The 23,961-nt window shown below is 70.7% G+C and carries 21 protein-coding genes and 1 pseudogene; 5 read left to right on the top strand and 17 right to left on the bottom strand.

Features of this window, described 5'->3' with window-relative positions:
• Positions 1-765: 765 nt before the first annotated feature.
• From ACGFQC_RS30730 to ACGFQC_RS30715, 4 genes are all read right to left on the bottom strand, one after another.
• On the bottom strand, positions 766-2,184 hold the full coding sequence (locus tag ACGFQC_RS30730; RefSeq protein ID WP_363092114.1) for a sugar porter family MFS transporter: 1,419 nt from the start codon (positions 2,182-2,184) through the stop codon (positions 766-768).
• A 254-nt stretch (positions 2,185-2,438) separates the two neighbouring features.
• Complete coding sequence (locus ACGFQC_RS30725; protein ID WP_363092113.1) at positions 2,439-6,239, bottom strand: AAA family ATPase; 3,801 nt, start codon at positions 6,237-6,239, stop codon at positions 2,439-2,441.
• 220 nt (positions 6,240-6,459) lie between these two features.
• Positions 6,460-6,663 (bottom strand): hypothetical protein, encoded by a 204-nt coding sequence (locus tag ACGFQC_RS30720; RefSeq protein ID WP_073491170.1) that lies wholly within the window; start codon positions 6,661-6,663, stop codon positions 6,460-6,462.
• A 377-nt stretch (positions 6,664-7,040) separates the two neighbouring features.
• Positions 7,041-7,322, bottom strand: a complete 282-nt coding sequence (locus ACGFQC_RS30715) for an acylphosphatase (RefSeq protein ID WP_363092112.1) — start codon at positions 7,320-7,322, stop codon at positions 7,041-7,043.
• 224 nt (positions 7,323-7,546) lie between these two features.
• On the opposite strand from ACGFQC_RS30715, the gene ACGFQC_RS30710 reads away from it, so the two are divergent.
• Complete coding sequence (locus ACGFQC_RS30710; protein WP_363092111.1) at positions 7,547-8,755, top strand: CAP domain-containing protein; 1,209 nt, start codon at positions 7,547-7,549, stop codon at positions 8,753-8,755.
• 20 nt (positions 8,756-8,775) lie between these two features.
• Here the strand turns inward: ACGFQC_RS30710 and ACGFQC_RS30705 are convergent, their stop codons facing one another.
• The 4 genes from ACGFQC_RS30705 to ACGFQC_RS30690 are packed head-to-tail and all read right to left on the bottom strand — an operon-like array spanning position 8,776 to position 12,159.
• Positions 8,776-10,017, bottom strand: coding sequence for a site-specific integrase (locus ACGFQC_RS30705; RefSeq protein WP_363092110.1), 1,242 nt, complete (start codon positions 10,015-10,017; stop codon positions 8,776-8,778).
• On the bottom strand, positions 10,017-10,217 hold the full coding sequence (locus tag ACGFQC_RS30700) for a helix-turn-helix domain-containing protein (protein ID WP_363092109.1): 201 nt from the start codon (positions 10,215-10,217) through the stop codon (positions 10,017-10,019). The genes ACGFQC_RS30705 and ACGFQC_RS30700 overlap by 1 nt, the downstream gene beginning before the upstream one ends.
• Positions 10,208-11,635, bottom strand: a complete 1,428-nt coding sequence (gene repSA / locus ACGFQC_RS30695) for a replication initiator protein RepSA (protein WP_363092108.1) — start codon at positions 11,633-11,635, stop codon at positions 10,208-10,210. Before repSA ends, ACGFQC_RS30700 begins: the two co-directional genes overlap by 10 nt.
• Positions 11,632-12,159, bottom strand: coding sequence for a hypothetical protein (locus ACGFQC_RS30690; RefSeq protein ID WP_363092107.1), 528 nt, complete (start codon positions 12,157-12,159; stop codon positions 11,632-11,634). Before ACGFQC_RS30690 ends, repSA begins: the two co-directional genes overlap by 4 nt.
• Before the next feature lie 191 nt (positions 12,160-12,350).
• Between ACGFQC_RS30690 and ACGFQC_RS30685 the strand changes: the two genes are divergently transcribed.
• The 3 genes from ACGFQC_RS30685 to ACGFQC_RS30675 all read left to right on the top strand — a co-directional run bounded on the left by ACGFQC_RS30685 (position 12,351) and on the right by ACGFQC_RS30675 (position 14,553).
• On the top strand, positions 12,351-13,109 hold the full coding sequence (locus ACGFQC_RS30685) for a GntR family transcriptional regulator (RefSeq protein WP_363092106.1): 759 nt from the start codon (positions 12,351-12,353) through the stop codon (positions 13,107-13,109).
• 38 nt (positions 13,110-13,147) lie between these two features.
• The gene (locus ACGFQC_RS30680; RefSeq protein ID WP_393288962.1) at positions 13,148-13,663 is read left to right on the top strand and encodes an AAA family ATPase; all 516 of its coding nucleotides are present in this window, start codon (positions 13,148-13,150) and stop codon (positions 13,661-13,663) included.
• Between the two features lie 542 nt (positions 13,664-14,205).
• Positions 14,206-14,553: a hypothetical protein gene (locus ACGFQC_RS30675; protein ID WP_363092104.1), complete on the top strand. Its 348-nt coding sequence runs from the start codon at positions 14,206-14,208 to the stop codon at positions 14,551-14,553.
• A gap of 644 nt (positions 14,554-15,197) precedes the next feature.
• Here the strand turns inward: ACGFQC_RS30675 and ACGFQC_RS30670 are convergent.
• The gene (locus ACGFQC_RS30670; RefSeq protein ID WP_363092103.1) at positions 15,198-15,815 is read right to left on the bottom strand and encodes a flavodoxin family protein; all 618 of its coding nucleotides are present in this window, start codon (positions 15,813-15,815) and stop codon (positions 15,198-15,200) included.
• A 135-nt stretch (positions 15,816-15,950) separates the two neighbouring features.
• Between ACGFQC_RS30670 and ACGFQC_RS30665 the strand changes: the two genes are divergently transcribed.
• On the top strand, positions 15,951-16,352 hold the full coding sequence (locus ACGFQC_RS30665; protein ID WP_363092102.1) for a helix-turn-helix domain-containing protein: 402 nt from the start codon (positions 15,951-15,953) through the stop codon (positions 16,350-16,352).
• On the opposite strand, the gene mutM is transcribed toward ACGFQC_RS30665, so the two are convergent.
• From mutM to recG, 8 genes and pseudogenes are all read right to left on the bottom strand, one after another.
• The gene (gene mutM, locus ACGFQC_RS30660; RefSeq protein WP_363092101.1) at positions 16,325-17,209 is read right to left on the bottom strand and encodes a bifunctional DNA-formamidopyrimidine glycosylase/DNA-(apurinic or apyrimidinic site) lyase; all 885 of its coding nucleotides are present in this window, start codon (positions 17,207-17,209) and stop codon (positions 16,325-16,327) included. The genes ACGFQC_RS30665 and mutM overlap by 28 nt on opposite strands.
• An 84-nt stretch (positions 17,210-17,293) precedes the next feature.
• A complete protein-coding gene (gene rnc / locus ACGFQC_RS30655; protein ID WP_363092100.1) occupies positions 17,294-18,142 on the bottom strand; it encodes a ribonuclease III in 849 nt (282 codons plus the stop codon).
• A gap of 7 nt (positions 18,143-18,149) precedes the next feature.
• Positions 18,150-18,323 (bottom strand): 50S ribosomal protein L32, encoded by a 174-nt coding sequence (gene rpmF / locus ACGFQC_RS30650; protein ID WP_007493396.1) that lies wholly within the window; start codon positions 18,321-18,323, stop codon positions 18,150-18,152.
• 2 nt (positions 18,324-18,325) lie between these two features.
• Positions 18,326-18,979: a DUF177 domain-containing protein gene (locus tag ACGFQC_RS30645; RefSeq protein ID WP_363092099.1), complete on the bottom strand. Its 654-nt coding sequence runs from the start codon at positions 18,977-18,979 to the stop codon at positions 18,326-18,328.
• Positions 18,980-19,134: 155 nt separating this feature from the next.
• The gene (locus ACGFQC_RS30640; RefSeq protein WP_363092098.1) at positions 19,135-20,196 is read right to left on the bottom strand and encodes a cell division initiation protein; all 1,062 of its coding nucleotides are present in this window, start codon (positions 20,194-20,196) and stop codon (positions 19,135-19,137) included.
• A gap of 99 nt (positions 20,197-20,295) precedes the next feature.
• Complete coding sequence (gene coaD, locus ACGFQC_RS30635; protein ID WP_363092149.1) at positions 20,296-20,775, bottom strand: pantetheine-phosphate adenylyltransferase; 480 nt, start codon at positions 20,773-20,775, stop codon at positions 20,296-20,298.
• Between the two features lie 26 nt (positions 20,776-20,801).
• Positions 20,802-21,398 (bottom strand): annotated as a pseudogene (gene rsmD / locus ACGFQC_RS30630) (16S rRNA (guanine(966)-N(2))-methyltransferase RsmD); the annotation flags it as partial.
• Between the two features lie 291 nt (positions 21,399-21,689).
• Positions 21,690-23,894 (bottom strand): ATP-dependent DNA helicase RecG, encoded by a 2,205-nt coding sequence (gene recG / locus ACGFQC_RS30625; RefSeq protein WP_363092097.1) that lies wholly within the window; start codon positions 23,892-23,894, stop codon positions 21,690-21,692.
• Between the last annotated feature and the right edge of the window lie 67 nt (positions 23,895-23,961).

Raw genomic sequence — 23,961 nt, 5'->3', positions numbered from 1 at the left:
TCAGCCCGCTCCCGTGCGGCGTGGCTCGCCCCCGGAACCGCGGGCGCGGGCAGCACTTCTCGACCTCGTCGGGCGCGCCCTCGGCACGGCAGCGGTGCTCGGCGAGCCGGCGCGGGGCGTCGGGATCGAGCCGGAGGGCGATCCGTTTCGCTGCGGCCTCCGCCTGCGGACCGGTGGGTGTGGCGGCTCCGGCCACGGCCCGAGCGCCGGGGAGGGGCCGTCGCACCCGCGGCGACCTGACGAGCCGTCAACGCGTGTCCGTCCTGCGGACCCGATGGGGTGCCTCCCCTGCCCGTCGCCGTCGTCCGCTTCGGCCTCGTCGTCCCCGGCGCCTCCCCGCGACACCCGCCACCGGGCGGCCGTCGGTCACGGTCCCGGCGGCCGTCGGCCCGCTGCGGCTCGCGGGGCAGTTCACCTGTCGCGACCGCACGGTACGGCTCACCCCGTGCCCGTGCCCGTTCCCGTGCACCGAGCCGCACCCCCCTGCTGCCGGGCGGCGGCGAACGTACGGGAGCCGCGCACCGAGGATGTCCATCGGATCGTGGCGTCCGACGGGTGCGGCACAGGGGGCTCGGCAGTCTCGTCCCGCATCCGTCGGCGGGCGGCGTGCCCCGGCGGAGGGCCGCTGCGGCCTGCGGATGTTCTGCGAGAACGTGCCGCCCCGGCTCACCGAGTGAACCGGGGCGGCACGCCTCACGGGTGTCGAGGAGAAGGGCAGCGGGGACTTGGCCCGTCTCCTCGAGTCCAGGGGCCTCGGTACGAGGCTCAGCCCATCTCCTCCAGCGTCTTGCCCTTCGTCTCCTTGACGTACCTGAGGACGAACGGGATGGAGAGCGCGGCGAAGACCGTGTAGATCACGTAGGTCGCGGAGAGGTTCCAGTCGGCCAGGGACGGGAAGCTCGCGGTGATGGCCCAGTTGGCGATCCACTGGGCGGCGGCGGCCACGCCCAGCGCGGCGGCGCGGAGCTTGTTCGGGAACATCTCGCCGAGGAAGACCCACACGACCACACCCCACGACAGGGCGAAGAAGAGGACGAAGACGTGGGCGGCGATCAGGGCGACCCAGCCCTGGGTGGCGGGCAGCTTGCCGTCGACCAGGTCGAAGGAGAACGCCCAGGCCTCCAGGGCCAGGCCGATCACCATGCCGACGGAGCCGATGAGGGCGAGCGGCTTGCGGCCGACGCGGTCCACGAAGATCATCGCGATCACGGTGCCGAGGATGTTGATGATCGACGTGGTGAAGGAGTAGAAGAACGAGTCCGTCGGGTCGACGCCGACCGACTGCCACAGCGTCGAGGAGTAGTAGAACGCGACGTTGATGCCGACGAACTGCTGGAAGACCGACAGGCCGATGCCGATCCAGACGATCGGCTTGAAGAAGAAGGAGCCGCCGAGCAGGTCCTTGAAGCTGGACTTGTGCTCGCTGTTCATGGCGTGCTCGATCTCGGCGATCCGGGCGTCGAAGTCGACGTCCTTGCCCTCGACCTCCATGAGGATCTCGCGGGCCCGCTCGCGCTTGCCCACGGAGATCAGAAAGCGCGGGGACTCGGGGATCGCGAAGGAGAGCAGGCCGTACAGGACGGCCGGGACCACCATGACGCCGAGCATGACCTGCCAGGCCTCCAGGCCCATGATCTCGCCGCGCTGGTCGCCGCCGGCGGCGTTGAGCAGACCCCAGTTGACCAGCTGCGACACGGCGATGCCGATGACGATCGCGGCCTGCTGGAAGGAGCCGAGGCGGCCGCGGTAGGCGGGCGGGGCGACCTCGGCGATGTAGGCCGGGCCGATGACCGAGGCCATGCCGATGGCGAAGCCGCCGACGACGCGCCAGAAGGCGAGGTCCCACAGGGAGAAGGGCAGCGCGGAGCCGACGGCGCTGATCGTGAACAGCACGGCGGAGATCTGCATGCAGCGGATACGGCCGATGCGGTCGGCCATGCGGCCGGCGGTCGCGGCGCCGACGGCACAGCCGATCAGGGCGATGGCGATGACCTGGGCCAGGGCCGCGGAGCCGACATCGTAGCGGTCCCGGACGGCCTCCACGGCACCGTTGATGACCGAGCTGTCGTAGCCGAAGAGGAAGCCGCCCATCGCGGCCGCCGCGGCGATGAAGATGACGTGCCCGAGATGATCGGGGTGAGCCGTCCTGGCTCCTGGCTGAGGTGCCTGCGCTGTGCTGGTCACGTGTTCTCCTCGGGCCACCCGGCAGCGCTGCCGGGCGTGGGGGGCGAGCCGTTTCAGGTGAGGGTTCCCGTGGCATGCGAAACAACACCACTCACACCTGAAGGCAAAAGCAACGTTGCAGAGACTATGCCTTCAAGTTCCGAAGTCAACACTTCAGCCAATGTGAGCTTTTCCCCACAGGGCGCAAGAGTTGCGTTTACTTCTTGAAGAGTTGAAAAGGTGCTGGTCACACCAGATGTAGGCCGCACGCTGTCTCAGCGCAGGCGCTGCGAGATGACCTTCGACACACCGTCGCCCTGCATGGACACGCCGTAGAGGGCGTCGGCGACCTCCATCGTGCGCTTCTGGTGCGTGATCACGATCAGCTGCGAGGACTCCTGGAGCTCCTGCATGATCCGGATCAGCCGCTGGAGGTTGGTGTCGTCGAGGGCTGCCTCGACCTCGTCCATGACGTAGAAGGGGCTGGGCCGGGCCTTGAAGATCGACACGAGCATCGCGACCGCGGTCAGCGACCGCTCGCCGCCCGAGAGCAGGCTGAGCCGCTTGACCTTCTTGCCGGGCGGCCGGGCCTCGACGTCCACACCCGTGGTGAGCATGTTGTCGGGGTCGGTCAGGACCAGCCGTCCCTCGCCGCCCGGGAACAGCCGGCTGAACACGCCCTGGAACTCGCGGGCGGTGTCGCGGAACGCCTCGGCGAAGACCTGCTCGACGCGCTCGTCGACCTCCTTCACCACCTGAAGAAGATCGGCGCGCGTCTTCTTCAGGTCCTCCAGCTGCTCGCTGAGGAACTGGTGGCGCTCCTCCAGCGCGGCGAACTCCTCCAGGGCGAGCGGGTTCACCTTGCCGAGCTGCTGGTACGCGCGCTCGGCAGCCCGCAGCCGTTTCTCCTGCTCCGCCCGGACGAAGGGACGGGTCTGGTTGCGCGGGTCCTCGGGGTCCTCCGGCAGCGCCTCGCCCTCGGCGGGCGGCGAGGGCGGCACCGGCTGGTGGGGACCGTACTCGAAGACCAGTCCCGCGGGTTCGACGCCCAGCTCCTCCAGGGCCTTCGTCTCCAGCTGCTCGATCCGCAACCGCTTCTCGGCGCCGAGCACCTCTCCCCGGTGGACCGAGTCCGTCAGCTTGTCGAGTTCCGTCTTGAGGTCGCGCCCGGCGGTCCGCTCGGCGGCCAGCTCCTGCTCCCGGCGCGCCTTGGCGGCGTCGGCGGCGACCCGCTCCCGCTCGGCCCGGCCGAGCGACACCTCGACGTGCGCGAGCAGCTGCCGCGCACCGGCGGCGACGGCCCCCGCGACGGCGGCCTCGTGCCGCAGCCGGGCCCGGCGCTGTTCGGCACGCGCGCGTGCCTCACGTTCCGCCCGCGCGGCCCGGTCCAGCGAGTCCGCCCGCCCGGCGAGCCCCTTGACCCGCTCCTCGTGCGTGCGGACCTGGAGGCGCGCCTCCATCTCGGTCTGCCGCGCGTTCGCCCCGTCGGCGGCGAGCCGGTCCCGCACGGAGGTGTCGGGCTCCTCCTCCACCGGCATCTCCTCGGCGACGGCCAGCCGCTCGGCCAGCTCCTCGGCCTCCCCCGCGGCCCGGTCGAGCGCGTCCTGCGCACGGGCGGCCGCGGCGGCGGACCTCTCGGCCTCCCCCGCGGCGCCGCGCGCCTGTCCGGCGAGCCGCCCGAGCTGCTGGGCGACGGCCGACTTCTCCCGGTCGGCGGCCCGCCGCCGCTCCCCCAGTTCCTCGACCGAAGCGGCGCACTCCCGGCGCCGCTCGCCCGCCGCCCGCTGGGCCTCGGCCAGCTCCTCGCAGCGCACCGCCAGCTCCTCCAGCTCGGCGGCGGCCTCGTCGACGGAGGCCTGCACCTCCAGCAGACTGGGCGCCCCGGCGGACCCGCCCTGCGCGAAGTGCGCGCCGAGCAGGTCCCCCTCGGCGGTGACGGCGGTCAGTTCGGGCCGGGCGTGGACGAGTTCCTCGGCGTCCTCCAGCGTCCCGACGACGACCACGCCCCGCAGCAGCCGCCGTACGGCGGGCATCAGCTCGGCGGGCGCACGGACCAGGTCGGCGGCGAGGGAGCAACCGGCCGCGGTGGGCCCCACGGCCCCGGCGCGGGCGGTCCCGTCGACGGCGGCCGACGGTACGGCGGCGGAGGCACCTCCACCGGTGTCGGCGCCCGGGGCTCCGGCCGGGGCCGGCGTGGTGCCGACTGGTCCGGTGCCGGGGTGTCGCGCCGGGCCGGCACCGGCACCCGGCGCCCCCGGCGCCTCGTCTCCGCCCGACGACGGCCCCGTACCCGCCGGCCCCTCGGCGGCGCCGTGCTCCGGATCTGCGGTGGCGGACCCTGCGGACGGCTCCTGCGGCGCACCCACCAGCAGGAGTGCCGCCCGGCCCGCGTCCTGTTTGCGCAGGAGGCGGAGGGCCTCGGCGGCGGCGGAGGGGGTGGTGACGGCGACGGCGTCCGCGGCGGCGCCCAGGGCCGCGGCGAGCGGGACCTCGTGTCCGGGGGCGACGGTGAGGAGTTCCGCGGCGGGGCCGAGCAGGCCGGTGAGGCGGTCCTTCGCGTCGAGGAGCGCGCCCGTGCCGTCCTTGCGGCGCAGGCCCGTGGCGAGGGCATCGTGGCGGGCCTGGGTGGCGGCACGTCTGCGTTCGGCCGCGGTGACCGCCTCGCGGGCGGCGGTCGAGGCGGTCTCGGCCTCGGCGAGCCGCCGCCTGGCCTCGTCGTGCCGCTCGCCCAGTTCCTGATCGCCCGCGTCCAGCCCGTCGACCTCCGTCTTCAGGGCCTCGTACTCCTCCTGCGCCGTGACCGCCCGTTCCCGCGCCTCGTCGCGGGCGGCGGCCAGGCGGTCGATCTCGGCCTGGGCGGAGGCGGCGCGGGAACGGGCGGCGTTGACCTGGCCGTGCAGCCGGGCGAGTCCCTCGCGCCGGTCGGCGATCGCGCGGGCGACGTCCTTCAACCGCCGTTCCTCGACCGCCAGCTCCCGCTCCAGATCGGCGCGGTGGGAGACGGTGTCGTCGAGGGCGTGCCGGGCCGCTTCGAGGGCGGCCTCCAGCTCCGCCTCCTGCTCGCGGACGCGGGCGGCCTCGCGCTCCAGGTCCTCGGGGTCGCGGCCGCGCCGCTCGTCGACCGGCGCGGAGGTGGCGCTCTGCACGCGGGCGTCGGCCAACGAGACCGTGCCGCGGACGCGTTCGGCGAGCTGGGACAGCTCGTACCAGCTCTGCTGGGCCCGCTGGAGCCGGGGCGCGAGCCGCCGGACCTCGTCCTCCAGCAGGGCCTCGCGCCGGAGGGCCTCGCGCAGTTCCCGCTCGGCGGCGTCCTTGCGTTCCTTGAGGGCGGCCTCGTCGGCGATCTCCGCGGTGAGCGCCTCACGCAGCCGTACGAGGTCGTCGGCGAGGAGGCGCAGGCGGGCGTCGCGCAGGTCGGCCTGGATGACGGCGGCACGGCGGGCGACGGCGGCCTGCCGGCCCAGCGGCTTGAGCTGTCTGCGCAGTTCGTCCGTCAGATCCTGCACGCGCGCGAGGTTGGCCCGCATCGCGTCCAGTTTGCGGAGCGCCTTCTCCTTGCGTTTGCGGTGCTTGAGGACGCCGGCGGCCTCCTCGATGAACGCGCGGCGCCCCATGGGGTCGGCGTGCAGCACGGAGTCGAGCTGGCCCTGGCCGACGATGACGTGCATCTCGCGGCCGATCCCGGAGTCGGACAGCAGGTCCTGGATGTCGAGGAGCCGGCAGGTGTCGCCGTTGATCTGGTACTCGCTGCCGCCGTTGCGGAACATGATCCGCGTGATGGTGACCTCGGCGTACTCGATGGGCAGGGCCCCGTCGGAGTTGTCGATGGTGAGGGACACCTCGGCGCGGCCCAGCGGGGGGCGGCCGGTGGTGCCGGCGAAGATGACGTCCTCCATCTTGCCGCCGCGCAGCGACTTGGCGCCCTGCTCGCCCATGACCCAGCTGAGCGCGTCCACCACGTTGGACTTGCCCGAGCCGTTGGGCCCTACGACACACGTGATGCCCGGCTCGAACCGGAGTGTGGTCGCGGAAGCGAACGACTTGAACCCTCGGAGGGTCAGGGCCTTGAGGTGCACGCCGCTGGACTTTACCGCCCGGTGATGTCTCACTCCATGAACCCGCGGTTTCACCCGGGAGGGCGCAGGGCAGACCAGACGTGAAAAGCGGTGAAAGGACGCACGGGAAAGAAAGAAGGGACGCCGAAGCGTCCCTTGCAGACTCTGCAGACTTGGCGGTCCGACGCGGTTTAATGAGCCGCCCGACCACTGCGTTTGCTGTTGTGGAGCAGTGCAGCGATCAGGTGAGCGCAGGCTCCGCCTGGTGTGCGTCGATGCTCTCCATGAACCTGTCGTGAGACGCGGCAGCCGTCAGAGCGTCGTTCTCGGCCTGGATCCGTCCGAGCTCGTTTTCCAGGTCCTGGACGCGCTGCTGGAGCCGTCGCATCTCGGCGAGGAGTCGCGGGTCGGAGCCGCCGACGTAACCGAGAAGCGCCTTTGCCATGATGGATGGTCCTCCACAATGAGTGACCGACCGAAGCGGTGTGGGTCGTGAGGGATTCGCACCCGCGGTGTTGACCGGATCTTGCTGGTGTTGCCGCTCATCCACGCCAAACAGGCGGGTGCGGGGGGTGCTTTCAGCGTCTCACCAAAAAGTTTGACGGTCAACACGATCACGCCCCGTATCGGCGGGCAACCCTTGCGTGCGCGGCGCGGAACGGCGGCGCGACGACTCCTCGGGACCCTCGGGGCGTGGCGATCATCCTTGCGCGCGGAGCCTCCCGGCGCAAGCGATTCTCGGCACCACCTGCCCCTTTCTGCCGGACGCGGCTGCCGGAGGCACTCCCCTCCGTGTCCGCGGGGCGGTTTCGCGCGCGATCGTCAGCGGATCGCGAAGCCGTCGTAGCCGCCGCGGGGTGTGTCCCATATCTCTGTGACTCCGTCCACGCGGCCGGGCGTGTCGTCGCCCTGGAGCCAGTCGAGCAGTCCTTCGCAGCCCTTCCGGGAGCCCTCGGCGACCACCTGGACCCGTCCGTCGGCCAAATTGAGAGCAAAACCACTCAGGCCGCCGATCTCCAGCGCCTTCGCCCGGGTGAACCAGCGGAAACCCACGCCCTGGACGTGTCCGCGCACCCAGGCGACCAGCCGTACATCCTCGCTCATGGAGGCAACCTAACCAGGCGATGCCCCTGGGGACACTTCCTCCCCCAGCGACATGCGGTACCGTCCCCACCCAATGAATCTCATATGAAACTCACTCGATCGAGTGAGTCAGGTTGACCATGAGGAGTCATGCGCCCCATTGGCGCCGGTCGACCACGGGAGCCCCGCGGGCACCAGGGGGGCGGGGACTCCGCCCGGACCAGTTGGACGAGGAAGGCCAGAACATGGGACGCCACCGACGCTCCGCCGCCGGCCGCGCCACGGCGGCCGACCACACCGACGGCTCGTACCCGGAAGGCCGCTCGCGGCGGGACGTGTACGGCGGCGACCACCCCGCCATGGGCATCGCGCCCTACCTGAACCCGGAGGCGTACGCCGAGACGGTCGCCCGGAGCCAGGAGTACCTGTTCGCGCCGGACGACGAGCGCGTGGCCGCCGGGGACACCGCGGTCTTCGCTTCGGACGGGTTCGCTTCGGACAGGTTCACGTCGGACGACTTCACGTCGGACGACTTCGCTGCCGACGACTTCGCTGTCGACGGCTTCACGCCGGGCCGCGGCCCGGCACACGGTGCCGGTGGCCGCGGCGGTGCGGGTCGCCGCCGCAAGCGGAAGGCCGTGACGCCGGTCAGGACCGGCCTGCTCGGGATGTCCGCGGCGGTCGCCCTCGGCACGGTCGCGGTGGCCACGGGTGTGGTGCCCGGCCTCGACAGCTACCGACTGGGCGGGGGCGGTGGCGCGGAAGACCGGGTCCAGGCCGCCGACTCGCCCACCAACTCGGCCTCCGAGCAGGGCGGCACCTCCGGCTCCGCGGAGGCCGACCGCGACAGTACGTCGACCAGCCGCGACGCCGGCCGCGACACCTCGCCCTCGGCCTCCGCCCCGGCCTCGGCCACGCCCTCCCCGTCGGCCTCGAAGGCGTCGCCGAGCGCATCGGCGACCATTGAGAAGCCCAGGACGACGCCGGAGAAGGAACCGGAGAAGGCGCCGGAGAAGGCTCCTTCCAAGGCGGCCACGAAGGCCCCGGTGAAGTCGTCACCGGTGACCTTCTCGGCGGAGATCCAGGCCGCGGCCGAGGTGCTGAAGCTCGTCAACGAGGAACGGGCCAAGGTCGGCTGCAGCGCCGTCTCCGCGAACAGTTCGCTGGCCGACCTCGCCCAGAGGTTCAGCGAGGACATGGCGGCGCGCGGCTTCTTCGACCACACCGACCCGGACGGCGCGACCCCGTGGGACCGCGCCGGGAAGGCCGGCATATCCGACCTCGGCGGCGAGAACATAGCCCGCGGCCAGGCCGACGCGGCGGCGGTGATGGAGGCCTGGATGAACAGCCCCGGTCACCGCGCCAACATCCTCAACTGCGACTTCAAGACCCTGGGCGTCGGCGTGCACCTCGGCTCCGGCGGCCCTTGGTGGACGCAGAACTTCGGCTACTGACCTAATCGCAGGTCAGAGGCTTACGCACCTCCCTGGGCCGTCTCGGGGCCGTCGTCCGCACCTTCGTTGCCCTTGAAGACCCGGTCGACGGCGGCCCTGGTACGGGTGCCGCTCGACGGCATCAGGTGCGTGTACGTCCGCAGCGTGAAGCCGGGGTCGTGGTGGCCCAAGTACTCGCTGAGAGCCTTGATGCTCTCCCCCGCGTCCAGGAGCACCGAGGCGTAGAAGTGTCTCAGCGCGTGCATGCCGTTCTCCCGACCGGTCTCGACGCCCGCGGCCCGAAGTGCCGGCCGCCATACCCGATCGTTGAAGCGGTTCCGGTCGAGGGCCAGTCCCGTAGAGCCGGTGAAGATGAGCGACGCCGTGACCGGAGGACCGTCGAGGGTCTTCCACGGCAAGGTGACCTCCACGGCCGGGTGATCCTTCAGGTGTGCTGCCAGCGCGAAGGCCACCGACTCGGGGAGGGGGACGTGCCGTTCCTTGCCTCCCTTGGGCGGAGCGAACACCGGCCGGTGGCGTTGCAGGAGCTTGACCTGCCGCACCACGTGCACCACTCCGCCGAGGAAGTCCACGTCCTCCACGGCCAGGCCGAAGACCTCGCCCTGTCGCAGGCCGCATCCGGCGGCGACGTTGACGAGAGCCTGGTAGCTCTCCGGGAGGGCCGCGCGCACTCCCATCACCCGTTCGGCGGGCCAGGGCTTGACCTTGCGGGGTTCGAGACGAGGAGCCCGCACGGAACGAGCGCTGCACGGGTTCACGCGGATGATCCGGTCCTCCACGGCAGCCGTGAAGACGGTGGAGACGTGCGCGAAGATCCCGCGCCGGTACCCGGCCGACAGCCCCCGGTCCTCCAAGGTGCGCAGCCAGAGCCGGAGATGGGATGGCGTGAAGGAGCCCATCGGCCGCGTACCCAGGTGGGGGATCGCGTGGAGCCGCAACCGGCTCTCGACGGATTCCCGCGTCAGGGGGTCCGTGATCTGCGTCGTCATCCACTGCGTGGCGTACTGCTCAAACGTGACTTTGCCAGCGTCCGGGCTGACGTAGTCACCGCGGGACATGTCCGCCTCGATGTTGGCGAGCCATAGCTCAGCCTTGCGCTTCTGCTTGTCCGGGAAGCTCTTGGACTTCTCCGAGCCGTCCGGCCCGATGTAGCGGGCGCGGTAGCGGAGGCCGACGCCGAAGCGGTCGGTCTTGACCTTGACGCTCTTGCCGTCCGGTCCCGGCTCGGCCTTGAACCAGCGGTCTTGGATGTGTCCGGCCATCAGGCGGCCCTTTCCATCTGAGATGCGACCCAGACGCGGACATCTTCGGGGTCGAAGCGGAGGTGCCGGCCGACGCGGAAGCCACGCGGTCCGGTCTGCTTGCGGCGCCACTGGTAGACGGTCTCGACCGGGACGCCGAGGAGGTCGGCCAGGTCGACCGGGGTCAGGTAGCGATCGGGCAGCGAGCGCCTCACGTCCATGCCTCCATCTCGTCCATGTCGTGCAAGTCGGCTAGTGCTTCGCGTGCGGTCTCTCGGTTCAGGCGCAGATCTCGGGCGATCGAGGCGGCGAGCCAGGACTCGCCGGGGGTGTGGCCCTGTCCGGCGTAGGTCCAGTGGGCGAGCACGAGCGTGGAGCCCTCCGTGTCGTCGAGGTCCTCGGAGAGCCCGCGTTCGCGGCGTTCCTGCCGGGCTCGGTAGTCGGCGCGCACCTGGCGCAGGGTGGTGAGGGTGGTGGAGTAGCGGCGGGATTTGGTGGAGAAGTGGCCGCGGAAGCCGAGCATGTGAGCCCAGCGCCACAGCAGCCGGTCCGGGTAGGCGTCCTCGAGGTCCCGGCACGCTTCGATGAGGCGTCGGGTGTGGTCGGGCAGCGGCAGCTTGTCCAGCTCGGCCAGTTCCCCGATCCGGTGGTCGACGGTGCCGGTGGTCTCGGCCGCCTTGGTGGCGTACTTGGCGACGTAGGAGGCCACCGCCTGTTCGGTCAGTTCCTCGCGGCCCAGGGCGCCGATGGGCTGGACGTCGACCTGGGTGCCCCAGCGCAGGACGCGAGCCGGATGGTCGCCGGATGCGGGCACCGGCACGGAGACGCGTCCGGCGGCGGCGCGGATTGCGTCGTCGAGGAGGGCGACCGTGGCCCAGGCCGGTGGGGGCGAGTCGGGGCCGGCCGGGCCGTCGAGGCGTACCACGGCGTGGAAGTGGACGGCCCCGCGCTTTTGGAACTCGGCGACCTTGCCGAAGGAGACCCGGCACACCTCTTTGAGCGCGGACTGGGTGATGCCTGCGCGGCCGGCGATCTCGCGGCGCAGGTAGATGGTGAAGCGGCGCCACAGGTCCCCGGCGAAGTTGTTGAACAACACCGAGCCCGCGTAGTCGTACCGCTCCGGATCGAGCGCCGTGCCGAGCGCCGGGTCATCCTCGGCGTGGGAGCTCCCGCAGCGGCAGCGGCCGGAGGAGGGCCGGTTGTGGACCGGGCCGAACGAGGGCGCGGTCAGGGTGGCGAAGACCCGCGGGTGATCGCGCACGGTGGCGGGGACGTCCTTACGTTCGTCGCCGGTGATCCCGGCCCGGATCAGGTGGTAGGTGTCGCCCGCGTAGGTCCAGGCGCAGGCCGGGCAGCGCGAGGCCCGCCGGTTGCCGCACGCCACCCGGAGCATGCCGCCCGGTTCCTGCTCGGTGCTGTAGGAGTACAGGACCTCACCGGTCTTGGCGTCGCGCGTGACGGTCTGGCCCGCCAGGCGGATCGGGTTGGTGCAGCCGCCGGTGCGGCGGATCTGCTCCTGCCAGCGGTCGAAGCCGGGCGCGTTCGCCACCCGGAGCATGTCCGCGAGGGTCAGCGGGTCAACGCCCAGGGAGGCCGCAGCACCGGCCACGGCCTCCGGGGGGACGGGGAACGCCGTCACGCGGCACCCCCGCACAGCGAGCACGGGCCATAGCCCTCCTCGTACCAGTCCGCATCCACATCCACGGCCCAGCACGCCCACACCTGCCGGGTGTCGCCGCACTCGGGGCACGGTCCGTCCAGCAGGAACCGGCCGCCCCGTTCCCGAGCCTCATCACTCATGGAGGCGAAGTGCGTGACCAGCGCCGCCAGCTCCCCGGCCCGCCGGTCACGCTTACGGTTGGGGAACCGCTCAATGTGGGCCCGCTCCTGTTCGACCGTGACCACGTTCCGCGCGACGAAGCGCCGGTATCCGGCCTCCAGCGCAGCGATGCGGCGAAGCCGGTCCAGGCCCACCCGGTTGGCCCCCTGAATGATCCAGGCGACAAGCTGCGCGGTGTCCCCGCGCTTGTAGCGGTAGCCGTCCGGCAGGTCCGAGGCATACAGCGCCACAGTCCGCTCACCGTTCGACAGATCTTCGACCGACGCGAACGGCACAGATAAGGCGACTGAGGAAACGTGCTCAACAACCAGAGTTGCGGGCATGATGGGACTTCCCTTCGAGGGAGCCAGGGGCGGCGGTTCTTCTTGGCGGTTGAGGCGCCGCCCCTGGGCATGCGGCGGTGGTGCCGGATCTCTCATTCATCCGGCGCTACATCCCTAAGGTTCCCTAGGGCACCTTAGGGTGTCAAGCGGTACGCTAGGGAAGTAGCCACTGGGATAAGGGAGCTGACGCAATGGCCGACCAGGCAGACAATCGAGCGCCCTATGCGCAGATTGCCGCCCACTACGCGGAGCTGATCACGTCCGGTGAACTCCAACCGGGCTCGCTTCTGCCGAGCATCAAGAACCTCTCGCAGGAGTGGAGCGTCAGCGCCGCAACTGCAGAGAAGGCCTTGCGGAAGCTGCGTAACGAGGGGCTTGTCCGAGGTATCCACGGCATCGGAACCGAGGTCCTGGACCGTCCCGCCCCTATGTCCTCCGGGTCCCAGCGCCAGGACCGAGGCCGCCGCACCGGGTCCAGCTGGGGAACCGGCGAACGGTCCGACTCGCACCAGGCTTCAGTAGTGCCGGCGCCCGCAGACGTGGCTCAGGCACTGGACATCAAGCCCGGCTCGAACGTGATCAGGCGAAGCCGGGTGTACCGCGACCGACACGGCATCGTGGCGCACTCGACGTCCTGGATCCCCGTTCGATACGGAGAGATGATCCCGCAGCTCACGAGCAGTGAGCGGCTGAGCGGGGGAACCTCCCTGCAACTCATCGCACAGGCCACCGGCCGACCGATCACCCACCGGTTCGACACCGCATCAGCCCGGCTGTTGAAGCCTGAGGACGCGGAGCTCCTGGAGCTGGATCCCGTGAACCCGCCGCAGGAGCCGGTAGTCGTGATGACAGCGAAGTTCGTCGACAGCGAAGGCACCGTCGTTGAGTACGGCGTCGACCTGGGAGGCCCCGGCCGGACGTGGCAGACGGAATCGGAAGTCACCCGGTGACGGCCGTCGGCGGCACCCGCCCACCTTTCTGCGTCCTCATGGCAGGACTTCCCGGCTCCGGGAAGACCACTTTGGCTCGTGCTTTGACAGACCGCGGGTTCCTCAGGCTCTGCCCCGACGAGGAGATGTTCCGTCGACACGGGGTGTACGGCGTCGATTTCCCCCGGGGCACGTTTCCTACCCTTGAGCGGCCGATCCTCGAGGAGACCTCTGTCCAGCTCCGTGAGCAGCTCCAGGCCGGGCACGATGTGGTTGTCGACCATGGGTTCTGGACGCCGGAAGACCGCGCCCACTGGCGGAAGGTCGCTACCGAAGGTGGCGCAGTCTCAGTGGTCGTCTACCTGGAAGCCAGCCACGAAGAGCTGTGGTCTCGCGTGAGCAAGCGCAACGCCCGGCACGAGGACGATCCGAACTCGATCTACTTCGCAGAAAGCGACCTGATCCGCTACCGGAATCGATTCGTGGCCCCGGAACCCGGTGAACCTCACATCGTCTACGACGGCGACCCCGAATCCGTCCTGAAGACGCTGCAAGCAGAGCACGACCGCCTGTAGCCGAAAGCTGCGAGGCCACCAGGAGCACGAGTTACAGGTTTCTCTACCTCATCAAGCCCCGGCTGCGCTCCGCTCCGCCGGGCGCGCTCCCGGCTCCGCCGCGGGCGACGCTCCTGCCTCCGGCCCGCTCCGCCCGCGCTGCGCCGACGCGCGCCCACATGTGGATAGGGCCGAAGGCCATGAGTCGATCACCGCACAGAGCGGCCACGGGTCAAAGACATGCCTCCGGCGGGGGCGCTCAGGCTCCGAGATGGCGGGGGCGCCGTCTGCGAGTGCTGGCCGAGTGTGGCGTGCGCGGGGAGCTCCCATCCCGTCTGCCGTCGACCCAGGCAGAGCCGAGCAGACGCGGCCCAGGGCGTCAAGGTCGTTCGTACAGTGGCGCGCTCCACCTTGACGCCCTGAACCACGCCCGCTCCACGGTGTGTGGGTCGACGGCAGACGGGATGGGAGCTGGGGCGAGTGGTGGGTGACTGAAGCGTTGAACCGTCGCTCATAGGACGCGCCAACAACGACGTTGACAACTCAGTTATCTACAGGCTTGCATGACCGCCATGGATTTCACGGTGCTCGCCAACGCGGTAGAGGTCGACCACGGCATTAAGCGCGTCTCAATGCGGTTCATCAAGAAGTACGCGGACCCCACGAGGGTTCGGCTCAGCCCGGAGCTCAACGAGAAGATCACCCAGGCATTGAGCGACCACGGCCTCGTAACCCTTCCGCGCACGCTTCCAACCAACGAAGACACGTTCGTCTTCGTTGCCCAAAAGGACAGCGTGCTCGGCGAGGCTCTCAACCTCTGCGCAGTGGTCGCGCAGATGACCAAGCTAGGCATGCTTGCTGATCTCAAGCTTGAACAGGACCACGGACGGATCATCGACCAGTCCCGGTAGGCCATTCAGCCCCAACAACATGCGGTCACCCCTGACTGGCGGCGGCACCGGGATATTTCCGGGCCGTCCTGGGGCCGTCGGAGGGCACTCAACGACGACCAACGCTGACAACCACCGACAGCTAAGTCGCAGGTCGCAGCGTTGATCGGTTACACAGTCGCAGGCCAGAGACCCGGCCCTTCACTTCTTCGGCTACTGAAACGCACCGGCCCCCGGGTCGCGCGCCGACGGTGACCGGGCGGCCGGCCCCGGGGGGAGCCCGTCGTGGCTAGGGCGTGTTTCGAAAGTCCCTCCCCCAGAGGGGGTGCCCCCAGCCCGGCGACGCCTGGCACGCACGCTCGCCGTGTTGTCGGGGTCGCCCCGACACGAGCAGTATCGGGGCGACCCTCCGCCTTGCGATCGCACGCACCAGACGCCGCCGGGCCTGCCCTTCGGGCAGACGACGCCACTTTCGGAACACGCCCTATTGCCGCGACGGGCGACGTTCGCCCCGTCGCGGCGCCCGGCGCGCTCCCCCGGAAGGGGGACCCCCACTCGCCGCACCGGCCGAAGACCCGAGCACGCCCAGTACGAGGACCTCCGGCCGGCACTCCCCCGGCCTCCGGCCGGGGGTACCCCCGGAGCACGCACCGGCCGCCGCTCCTTCACGGGCGAACATTGCCCGCCACGGCACTAGCGGCCAGGGCCGCGCGGCCCGTATTGAGGGTCTTCGCCGTCTGGGTGACCCGGCGGCCCAGGTGTTCCGCGGTGGCGATGTCCGCCTTGTGCACCGCGTCGGGGCCCTCGTCGACGTTGGTCTGGGCGGCCGCGCCGAGGAAGACGCCGAGGCGGTTGAGGTCGTCCCCGGAGGCCGTGCTGCTGTTCCAGCCGGGGAGCAGGCCGAGGTTGACCCAGTGCATGCCGAGCTGTGCGGCAAGGATCTGGAAGAACTGCAGGGTGTGCAGTTTGTCTCCGCTCTTGGAACCGGAGTTGGTGAAGCCGGCGGCCAACTTGTCCTTCCAGGCCTGGGTGGCCCAGCGGGCGGAGGTCGCCTCGGCGAAGGCGTGGAAGGCGGCGGACGCGGTGCCCATGTAGGTGGGCGAGCCGAACACGATCGCGTCCGAGCGGTCGAGCACCGCCCACTGCTCCTCGGTGATCGCGTCGACCTCGATCAGGTGCACCTCGGCGCCGACCTGGACGGCACCGGAGCGGACGGCCTCCGCGATGACGGCGGTGTGGCCGTAGCCGGAGTGGTAGGCGATGGAGACAACGGGGGTGGTCACGTGCGTCCTCCTCGGGGCAGACAAAGGGAGCCGGCGAAAGCGGAACAACGGCCCACCGGCGACGACGAAAGGAAAGCACTAACTTCTAGTTAGTGCAACCTACGAGTTAGCGCTGCGTTCGAGTACGCTTGGGTCATGACCGGCATTCAGGAGCGCACCCCGGAGCAGGACCTCCCGTACGACGTGTTCGCCAAGGCCTGCCCCTCGCGCGGCACGCTGGAGCACGTGACGGGTCGCTGGGGCGCCCTCACTCTGGGAGCCCTGCACGAGGGCTCGCTGCGCTTCAACGAACTGCGCCGACGCGTCGACGGCGTCAGCGAGAAGATGCTGTCCCAGACGCTGCACGCGCTGGAGCGCGACGGTCTGGTGCACCGCGAGGCGCAGCCGACCAACCCGCCCCGCGTGGACTACGAACTGACGCCTCTGGGCCACGAGGTCGCGGAGCGGCTGCTCGGCCTGATCCGCCTGGTGGAGGGACGGATGGACGAGGTCCTGGCGTCCCGCGGGCGCTACGACGAGACGCGCGGCGGCCTCTGACACCGCGGGCAGAAGTAGCTGGACCTGTTCATCCAGGGGCGCCGGCGCATCGGTGTGCCGCAGCGCCGGCACGGCAGTCCCTCGCGCCCGTAGGCGTCCAGCGACCGGTCGAAGTAGCCCGACTCGCCGTTGACGTTGACGTACAGGCTGTCGAAGCTGGTGCCGCCGACGGTGAGGGCCGCCGTCATCACGTCCCGGACGTGGCCGAGCAGTTCGAAGGTGCGGGGGCGGGTGAGGCCGGCCGTGGGGCGGTCGTAGTGGAGGCGGGAGCGCCACAGCGCCTCGTCGGCGTAGATGTTGCCGACACCGCTGATCAGTGACTGGTCGAGCAGGGCCCGCTTGATGGTGCTGCGCTTGCGCCGCAGGGCCTGGTGGAAGGCCTCGTCGTCGAACAGCGGGTCGAGGGGGTCGCGCGCGATGTGCGCGATGACGTCGGGCAGCCCGTCGGGGGTGGTGTCGTGCAGCGACAGACCACCGAAGGTGCGCTGGTCGACGAAGCGCAGCTCGGTACCCTCCGCGGCGGTGGCCGCTGATGTCAGCGTGTCGGTGAAGCGGACCCGGATGCGCAGGTGCTTCTCGTCGGGAGCCGCGTGGGGCTGGACCAGGAGCTGCCCGCTCATGCCGAGGTGGGCCAGGATCGCCTGCGGCGTGTCCTCCAGCGGCAGCCACAGGTACTTGCCGCGACGGCTGGGGGTGCCGATGCGATGCCCCTCGAGGCGGTGTGTGAAGTCGTCGGCACCGGCCAGGTGACGGCGTACGGCACGCGGGTGCAGCACCTCGGCGTCGGCGACCGTGCGATGGGCGACCCACCGCTCCAGACCGCGTCGGACGACCTCGACCTCGGGCAACTCGGGCATGGGATCCCCCGTACGGAACGCCCGCCTCCGGGTAGGGGGCGGGCGCTCGTCTCGTACTGCTGGTTGTGCTGTCGTCGGTGTTCGTCAGGCGGAGGCGGACTCGGGGTCCGGACTGCTGCCGTCGACGGCCTCGACGGCCTGGGCCGCCTTCGCCGCCTTGGCACGCTCGTCCGCCTCGGCCCTGATGGACCGCCACGCGGACTCGGCGGCCTGCTGCTCCGCCTCCTTCTTGCTGCGGCCGGTGCCGGTGCCGTACGAGACGCCTCCGACGCGGGCGGCAGCAGTGAAGGTCTTCTCGTGATCGGGGCCGGTCTCCGTCACCAGGTACTCGGGCACGCCGAGTCCTTCGGTCGCGGTGAGCTCCTGGAGACTGGTCTTCCAGTCCAGGCCGGCTCCGAGGTTGGAGGACTTCTCGATCAGCGGGTCGAACAGGCGGTGCACCAGTTCGGAGGCCGCGTCGAGGCCCTGGTCGAGATAGACCGCGCCGATCACCGCTTCGAGGGTGTCGGCGAGGATGGACGCCTTGTCCCGGCCGCCCGTGCCCTCTTCACCCCGGCCGAGCCGGATGAAGGAGCCCAGGTCGAGGCCACGACCGACCTCCGCCAGCGCACGCGAGTTGACCACCGCGGCCCGCAACTTGGCCAGTTGGCCTTCGGGCAGGTCGGGGTGGGTGCGGTACAGCGTGTCCGTGACGACGAGGCCGAGCACGGAGTCCCCGAGGAACTCCAGCCGCTCGTTCGTCGGCAGACCGCCGTTCTCGTACGCGTAGGAACGGTGGGTCAGCGCACGCACCAGAAGGGCGGACTCGAGCTGATAGCCGAGCCGCCCTTCCAGAAGCGTGTGGGACGAGGCCGTGTTGTCCGCCTTTTTCTTGGCGACGGAATCCGCCTTGGCGTCATCCGCCTGCTTGGGGCTAGACACGGTGCCTCTCACCAGCCGCTCAGACCTCGAGGACCTGGCGCTTGTTGTAGGTGCCGCAAGACGGGCACGCGATGTGCTGCAGCTTGGGCTCGTGGCAGCGCTCGCACGCAACCAGGGTGGGGACCGCAGCCTTCCACTGCGACCGGCGGTGGCGCGTGTTGCTGCGCGACATCTTCCGCTTCGGAACAGCCACGGCTACTTCTCCTGCTTCTCGTTGGCGGGCACCGATCGAGGCGCTTCGCCACTCATCTCGTCCTTCTCGCCGTCTTCGAGTGAACCGGCGAGTCCCTGCAGTGCCGCCCAACGGATGTCGACGGCGTCGTGGTGGTGGTCCGGGTCGTCCGCAAGGCGTGCTCCGCACTGGGCGCACAGTCCTGGGCAGTCGTCCTGGCACACCGGCTGCATCGGCAGTGCGAGCACCACCGCATCACGCAGCACGGGCTCGAGGTCGAACAGGCCGTCCTCGAGGAAGAGCATGTCCTCGTCGTCCTCGGCGTCGTCGGCCGGTTCCGCCTTCATGCGGCCCCGGTCGTCGGCGTCAGGGTACGAGAACATCTCCTGGAAATCCGCTTCGAGCTCCAGCCCGACCGGCTCCAGACACCTTACGCACTCCCCCTCGGCCCGTGCACGGGCGGTACCCGTGACGAGCACTCCGTCCATGACCGACTCGAGTCGGAGTTCCAGCTTCACCGGGGCGCCTTGCGGCACTTCGATGACCCCCTGGATCCCGAGGTCCCCGGGGGCTTCGATCTCACGGGACAGGCGCTGGAGCGCGCCAGGACGCCGCCCCAGCTCGTGTGTGTCGAACACGAGAGGGTTGCGGTGGTCGAGGCGGGCGTTCAGGGCCATTCCTGCTTTCGATCTTCGGTGCTGTGGGGGCCGCCGCCCTCAGGTGTTGCGGGCAGCAGCGATCGCGGACATACACGCGACCGAAGGGCCAGGATACTGGAGCATTCGCTCACAGCCCAATCCGGTGTCCGCGACCCCGCCCCGGACCTCGGCTCCTACAGGCCGCGGCCCTGTTCGTAGGCGCGCAGCTGCTCGGCGCTGATCATGCTGGTGTCGAACAGACTGGCCTCGTCGAGGGCGTAACCCTGCTGCTCCTGCGGGGCCTGCTGCTGCGGGTCGTAGGGCGTCTGGGGGTCGTAGCCCTGGGCGGGGGCCCCGCCCGTCTGCGCGTAGTCGAACGTGGCGGCGTAGGGGTCCGCCTGCTGGTACCCGTAGGCGTCCTGCTGCCGGCCGTAGTCCTGCTGCTGGTAGCCGTACGGGGCCGGCTGCTGGTAGGCGTAGGCCTCCTGGGGCTGCTCGTACGACCGCTGCGCGGGCTGCCCGGCCGGGGTGTCCTGCTCGGCGAGGGCGGCGAGGTCGGCGAGGTAGTCGGCGTCGGAGGAGTGCTGGAAGGTCGTGTCGTCGTCGGCGAGGGCGCCGAGGTCGTCGCTGGCGATCCGGCCGTGCAGCTTCTGCCTGCCGCGGCCGACGGCCTCCAGGGTCTTGGCGAGGACCGCCTCGAAGGCGCCCAGCTTGACGTCGACGTAGGCGTCGGCGTCGCGGCGCAGGGTCTCCGGATCGTGGCTGCGCTCGGGGGCGTCCTCGTCCTCGTACCCCTGCTCGTCGACACCGGGTCCGGTGCCCAGGAGCTTCTCGCGGCCGCGGCCGACGGAGCCGAGGGTCTTGGTGAGGACGACCTCGAAGTTGGCGAGCTTGGAGTCGACGTAGTCGTCGGCCTCCGCGCGGATGTCCTCGGCCTCCTTGCGGGCCTCGGCCAGGATGCGGTCGGCCTCGGCCTGCGAGCGGCGGGCGATCTCGGTGTCGGAGATCAGGGAGCCGCGCTCGGCGTGCGCGGTGGAGATGATCCGGTCGGCCTCCTGGCGGGCCTGCTCGACCATCTGCTCGCGGCCGCCGATCAGCTCCCGGGCCTGGGCGAGGGAGTCGGGCAGGGCGGCGCGCACCTCTTCGAGGAGGGCGAGCAGTTCGGCGCGGTTGACCACGCACGAGGCCGACATCGGCATCGACCGGGCACTGGAGACCGCCGTGACGATCTCGTCGAGCTTCTTCTGCACGTCCACCGGTTGCTCGCCACTCTCTGCTGCTGTGTTGGAGACGGACGGAACGACTGTACGGCCATGAGGTGTCCGGCGGACACCGAGTGACGGGCCGTCAGGTCCTCAGTCCTTGCGGAGACGTTCGGCGAGTGCCTCGAGGACGATCGGCGGGACCAGGTGGGACACGTCGCCGCCCCAGGTCGCGACCTCCTTGACCAGGGAGGACGACAGGAAGCTGTAGGTGGGGTTGGTGGGGACGAACAGTGTCTCGACACCGGAGAGGCCGTTGTTCATCTGGGCCATCTGCAGCTCGTAGTCGAAGTCGCTGACGGCGCGCAGACCCTTGACGATGGCCGGGATCTCGCGCTGTTTGCAGAAGTCGACGAGGAGACCGTGGAAGGCTTCGACGCGGACGTTTCCGTACTCGGCGGTCACCTGGCGGATCAGGTCGATCCGCTCGTCGATCTCGAACAGGCCCTTCTTGGACTTGTTGATCATCACCGCGACGTAGACCTCGTCGTACAGACGGGAGGCGCGGGAAATGATGTCGAGATGTCCGTTGGTGATCGGGTCGAACGACCCGGGACAGACGGCGCGGCGCACTTGAGATCCCTCGCTCTCCGGTCCGGTCATCGTGCGTCTTCGCACGTAGAGGCGGCGCGACCGTACCAAAACGTTCCCTCGCCGTAGCGACGGGACCGGATCGCTTCGAAGCCGTCCGGCCAGTCGAAGATGCCGCCTCTGGTGCTGCGCTCCACGGTGACGAGGGCTTCCGCCGCGAGCCACCCCTGCGAGCGGAGTGTGAGCAGGATCTCGCGAAGATCGTCGTCGGTGACGGCGTACGGGGGGTCGAGGAAGACGAGGTCGTACGGCTCCGTCGGCGGCGTCTGGATGATCTGCCGGGCCTTGCCGGCCCGGACCTCGGCGCCCGGCAGGCCGAGGGTCCTCACGTTCTCCCGGATGGTGCGGGCCGCTCGCGCGTCGGCCTCGACGAGCAGGGTGTGGCCGGCTCCCCGGGAGAGGGCCTCCAGCCCCACGGCGCCGGAGCCGGCGTAGAGGTCCAGGACGCGTTCGCCGTCGAGGGGGGCGCCGCCGAGCAGGGACTGCCAGGTGGAGAAGAGAGCCTCGCGTGCGCGGTCGGAGGTGGGCCGGGTGCCGGTCCCTGGCGGGACGGCCAGGCGACGTCCGCCGGCCTTTCCGGCGATCACGCGGGTCATCTCGGGGTCCTTGTTCGAGGGCGTCTTTACGTGGTCGGTACGTGGTCAGTCTGGCAGGCGGAGGTGCGGGGTGCTCGACCACGGTCGGCGATGCCCGGTGGGGACCCGGGGAACCCTCCGCCCCGCCGCGCGCGGGGTACCGCACGGGTCGTCCGGCGCGGTCCCGCCGCCCGTCCGCCCCGCCGCGCGCGGGGCACTGCCCGTCCCGCCACGCGCGGGCGGCCGTCCGTCGAGGGGCGGGGGCCGCCGACCGGCCACGCCGCACGCGCCGGCACCCCACCGGCCCGGGCGGCCGCGCGCTCAGCCCTTCTCCAGGTACTGCTCCCTCTCCTCGTCCAGGAGGGCGTCCAGGGCGGTGCGCAGGCCGGGGTAGGCGGCCAGTTCCGGGTCGGACGCGACCACCTGTGCCGCCTCCTGCCTCGCCTCGGCGATGACCTCCTCGTCCTCGATGACGGCGAGGACGCGCAGGCTGGAGCGGGCGCCCGACTGGGCCTGTCCCAGCACGTCGCCCTCGCGGCGCTGTTCGAGGTCGATGCGGGACAGCTCGAAGCCGTCGAGGGTGGCGGCGACCGCGTCGAGCCGCTGGCGGGCGGGACTCGCCTCGGGCATCTCGGTGACGAGGAGGCAGAGTCCGGGGGCCGAGCCGCGGCCGACCCGGCCGCGCAGCTGGTGCAGCTGGGAGACGCCGAAGCGGTCGGCGTCCATGATCACCATCGCGGTGGCGTTCGGCACGTTGACCCCGACCTCGATGACGGTCGTGGCGACCAGCACGTCGGTGTCCCCGGCGGCGAACCGGCGCATGACGGCGTCCTTGTCGTCCGGGGGCATACGGCCGTGCAGCACCTCGACCGTGAGCCCCTGCAGCGGACCCCGGGCCAGCTGGTCGGCCACCTCCAGGACGGCGAGCGGGGGGCGCTTCTCCGCCTCGTCCTCCAGGGCCTTCTTCTTGGCCTTCTTCGGGTCGTCCTCCTCGTCGCCGATGCGGGGACAGACCACGTACGCCTGATGGCCGGCCTCGACCTCCTCCCGGACCCGGTCCCAGGCGCGGGCCAGGAAGTGCGGCTTGTCGGCGGCGGGGACGACATGGCTGGCGATGGGCGACCGGCCGGCCGGGAGCTGGTCCAGGACGGAGGTCTCCAGGTCACCGAAGACGGTCATGGCGACCGTGCGCGGGATGGGTGTGGCGGTCATGACGAGCAGGTGCGGAGGCTGCTTGCCCTTGCCCCGCAGGGCATCCCGCTGTTCGACGCCGAACCGGTGCTGCTCGTCGACCACGACCAGCCCGAGATCGTGGAACTGCACCTTGTCCTCGATCAGCGCGTGCGTGCCGATGACGATGCCGGCCTCGCCGGTGACGAGATCGAGCAGCGCCTGCCGCCGCCCGGCGGCCCCCGTCGACCCGGTGAGCAGCACGACCTTGGTGGCGTGCTCGACGCCGCCCAGCATCCCGCCCTCGGCCAGTTCCCCCATCATCTCCACGACGGAGCGGTGGTGCTGCTGGGCGAGGACCTCGGTGGGCGCGAGCATGGCGGCCTGCCCGCCGGCGTCGACGACGGCGAGCATGGCGCGCAGGGCCACCATCGTCTTACCGGAACCGACCTCCCCCTGGAGCAGTCGGTGCATCGGGTGCTCGGTCGCCAGGTCGTCGAAGATCTCCTTCGAGACCTTCTGCTGGCCCTCGGTGAGGGTGAAGGGGAGGCGGTCGTCGAAGGCGGAGAGCAGGCCGTCCGGGGCGGGTCTGCGGGGGACGGCCGGGAGTTGGGCGTCGGCGTGGCGGCGGCGGGCGAGGGCGACCTGGAGGACGAAGGCCTCGTCCCACTTGAGGCGGGCGCGGGCGCCGTCGATGTCGGCCTTGGTCTGCGGACGGTGGATCTTGAGGAGGGCTTCGGGGAGGGAGAGCAGGCCGCGGCCCTCGCGCAGGGAGTCCGGGAGCGGGTCGACGGCCTCCTGGGCACTGGGCAGGACCGTCTGGATCGCCTTGCCGATCTTCCAGGACTCGAGTTTGGCGGTGGCCGGGTAGATCGGGATGAGGGCGCCGGCCCAGGTCTCGACCGTTTCCTCGGTGTCGCCGCGCAGCAGTTCGTAGGCCGGATGGGCCAGCTGGAGGCGGCGGTTGAAGAGGGAGACTCTGCCGGAGAACATCGCGCGGGTGCCCGGCAGGAGGTCCTTGTGCGGCTTGTGCACGCCGTTGCCGAAGAAGACCAGCTGGAGGCGGCCGCTGCCGTCCGTGATGGTGACCTCCAGGCGCTGGCCCTTGCCGCGGGGGGCCCTGGCCGAAGCGAAGGTGTGCAGGCGGGCGTCGGCGACCTGGGCGACCACGGTGACGTGCTCGTCCATGGGGAGGTCGGCGAGGTGCGTGAGCTGGCCGCGCTCCTCGTATCTGCGCGGGTAGTGGTGCAGGAGGTCGCCGACGGTGTGCAGGCCGAGGTGCTCGGCCATCACCTTCGCGGTCGGTGGGCCGAGCACCTTCTTGAGCGGTTCTTCGAGCGCGGGCACGAGATCCATTGCACACCACCCCACTGACATTGCCGTATACGTGTCCCGAAACCCCTGGTCAGGCGGCCCGTTCGGG

Source organism: Streptomyces sp. NPDC048734, assembly GCF_043198675.1.
Taxonomy (GTDB): Bacteria; Actinomycetota; Actinomycetes; order Streptomycetales; family Streptomycetaceae; genus Streptomyces.
The sequence above is the reverse complement of the archived record's forward strand: the minus strand, read 5'-3'. Positions and strand labels throughout refer to the sequence as shown.